Annotated in this window: 4 protein-coding genes; all 4 read left to right on the top strand. The window is 31.0% G+C overall.

Features of this window, described 5'->3' with window-relative positions:
- The coding region (locus tag ACI3VO_RS15800) for a polyprenyl synthetase family protein (RefSeq protein ID WP_439758834.1) at positions 1–381 on the top strand (381 nt) is incomplete at its 5' end.
- Positions 382–405: 24 nt separating this feature from the next.
- Positions 406–840 carry a divergent PAP2 family protein gene (locus tag ACI3VO_RS15795; RefSeq protein ID WP_439758835.1) on the top strand — a complete coding sequence of 145 codons (435 nt, stop codon included), beginning with the start codon at positions 406–408 and terminating at the stop codon, positions 838–840.
- Between the two features lie 179 nt (positions 841–1,019).
- Positions 1,020–1,832, top strand: a complete 813-nt coding sequence (locus ACI3VO_RS15790) for a TlyA family RNA methyltransferase (protein WP_439758833.1) — start codon at positions 1,020–1,022, stop codon at positions 1,830–1,832.
- 37 nt (positions 1,833–1,869) lie between these two features.
- The coding region (locus ACI3VO_RS15785) for an AAA family ATPase (protein WP_439758832.1) at positions 1,870–2,238 on the top strand (369 nt) is incomplete at its 3' end.

The raw sequence follows: 2,238 nt of genomic DNA, 5'->3' as shown, positions 1-2,238 counted from the left end.
GAAAAGGAAAAGCTAGATTTTATACATATGAATAAGACTGCAGCCATGATTGTCGGCTGTATGAGAGCCGGTGCTACTGTAGGTGGGGCTACAGAAGAAGAGCTAGAAAATATAACTAAATACGCTAAAAATATAGGATTGGCTTTTCAAATAGTAGATGATATCTTAGATATAGTTGGAGATGAAAAAGTATTGGGTAAGCCTATAGGCAGTGATATAGAAAATCACAAGTCTACATATCCCGCTTTAATTGGTCTTGACGAATCTAGAAAAGTCGCTAAAAATTTAATAGAAGAAGCTAAAGAAAGTATATCAAAGCTATCAGGAGATTCTGAATTTTTGAAGGATTTAGCTGATTATATAATTTCTAGAGATCATTAATTTATAGGATATTTAGGAGGAACGATAGTGGATATTTTTCAAAATAGAATTTTACTGATTAGTATATTCTCTTGTTTTTTAGCACAGTTTATAAAAATATTTACTGGCAAAGAAAGTAAAATAGATTTTAGAAGAATCGCAATTTCAGGAGGAATGCCAAGTTCCCATAGTTCATTTGTTACAGCTCTTGCCGTGCTTGTAGGATTTGACAAGGGCTTTGCATCTACAGAATTTGCCATGACTGCTGTTTTTGCCATAATTGTAATGTACGATGCCTCTGGAGTTAGAAGGGCTGTAGGTAAACAAGCTGAAATTTTAAATCAAATAGTAGATGATTTTTTCCATGGAAAATTTGATCAACATGAGAGGTTGAAGGAATTAGTTGGACATACTCCAAAAGAGGTGCTAGTTGGGGCAGCATTGGGAATATTAATTGGAGTAATTGCTTCAAATATATAAATTTTGGATAATTTCTTAAATTGAAAAAGTTATGAGAATATGATATAATTCAAGTGTTTAAAATAGAGAAAGAATATACTTTATTTAAAAGAGTATATTCTTTTTTTAGTGATAAATCTGATTAAAATGTTAAAAAAATGAAAAAATAAAAATATAATAAATAATTGAAAGGTAGTTTTATGAAAAAAAGAATAGATGTTTTATTAGTAGAACAAGGATTTTTTGAAAGTAGAGAAAAGGCAAAAAGATCTATAATGGCAGGTCTTGTATTTGTAAACAATCAAAAATGTGATAAAGCTGGTACAGAAGTAAAAATAGATGCTAAAATAGAAGTAAAGGGTAATCCTATACCTTATGTAAGCAGAGGTGGATTGAAGCTAGAAAAAGCTATGAAAAACTTTGATTTAAGCTTAAAAGATAAGGTATGTATGGATATCGGTGCATCTACAGGAGGATTTACAGACTGTATGCTACAAAATGGCGCAAAAAAAGTATTTTCAATAGATGTTGGTTACGGACAGTTAGCTTGGAAATTGAGACAAGACGAAAGAGTTGTCTGCATGGAGAGAACTAATATAAGATATGTAACAATAGAAGATACTAAAGAATTTGCTGATTTTGCATCTATAGATGTATCATTTATATCTCTAAGATTAGTTTTACCAGTTGCCCACAATTTAATTATACCTGGTGGAGAGATTGTAGCACTTATAAAGCCACAATTCGAAGCAGGCAAAGAAAAGGTTGGTAAAAAGGGAGTCGTTAGAGAAAAGTCAACTCATATTGAAGTAATAGAAATGATTTCAAAATTTGCTGTAGAAAATGGATTTTCAATTTTAAATTTAGATTATTCACCTATTAAGGGACCAGAAGGAAATATAGAATATCTTATTCACTTAAAAAATAGCAATGAGGGTTATACATTTAATGAAGAAGACTATAAAAAGCAAATAATTAAGGTTGTGGAAGATTCACATAAGCTGAATCATTAATCAAAAAGAAATTTAGTCGAGAAAGAGGGGGTTTAATATGATCCTTGAAATGTATATGAAAAATTGCGCCTTAATTGAAGAGTGTAGGCTTAATATAAATAACGGTTTAAATATACTTACAGGGGAAACCGGAGCAGGTAAGTCTATAATAATTGAGGCATTAGGTTTATGTTTAGGAGAAAAATACGATAGATCTTTTTTAAGAAAGGGGACAAATAAGGGAGTAGCAGAAATATTAGTTTCATCAAAAAGCTCAAACCTTAGAGAAGTTTTAGAAAAATATGGCATTGATTACGAAGATGACCAAGTTATAATAACAAGAGTTATTTACTCAGACGGTAAAAGCGTGGCTAGAATAAATGGCAGAACTGTAAAGGTTTCAGTACTTAAAGAGATTGCCTGTACA

Origin of the sequence: Intestinibacter sp. (assembly GCF_051866655.1) — a bacterium.
Lineage (GTDB): Bacteria > Bacillota > Clostridia > Peptostreptococcales > Peptostreptococcaceae > Intestinibacter.
This window is presented reverse-complemented; position numbering and strand designations above follow the sequence as displayed.